At 52.9% G+C, this 278-nt stretch carries 1 rRNA gene; it reads left to right on the forward strand.

Annotated features, from left to right (window positions below):
• The first annotated feature begins 161 nt into the window (after nucleotides 1–161).
• Nucleotides 162–277, forward strand: a 5S ribosomal RNA gene (gene rrf, locus J1779_RS00050).
• Nucleotide 278: the final 1 nt, after the last annotated feature.

Here is a 278-nt window from a genome sequence, read left to right on the forward strand (position 1 = left end):
GATGCATTGAGCTAACCAGTACTAATGACCCGAGAGGCTTAACCTTACAACACCAAAGGTGTTTTAGAGTGGCTCTGAAGTAGATTTTCAGCTGAAGTTCCGAGATTGGTTCGTAGTGCAAGCCTGAAGAAGGGTGCGCATTATGGATGACACAGAATTTGCCTGGCGGCACTAGCGCGGTGGTCCCACCTGACCCCATGCCGAACTCAGAAGTGAAACGCCGTAGCGCCGATGGTAGTGTGGGGTCTCCCCATGCGAGAGTAGGGAACTGCCAGGCA

The organism is Rahnella rivi, from assembly GCF_019049655.1.
Lineage (GTDB): Bacteria > Pseudomonadota > Gammaproteobacteria > Enterobacterales > Enterobacteriaceae > Rahnella > Rahnella rivi.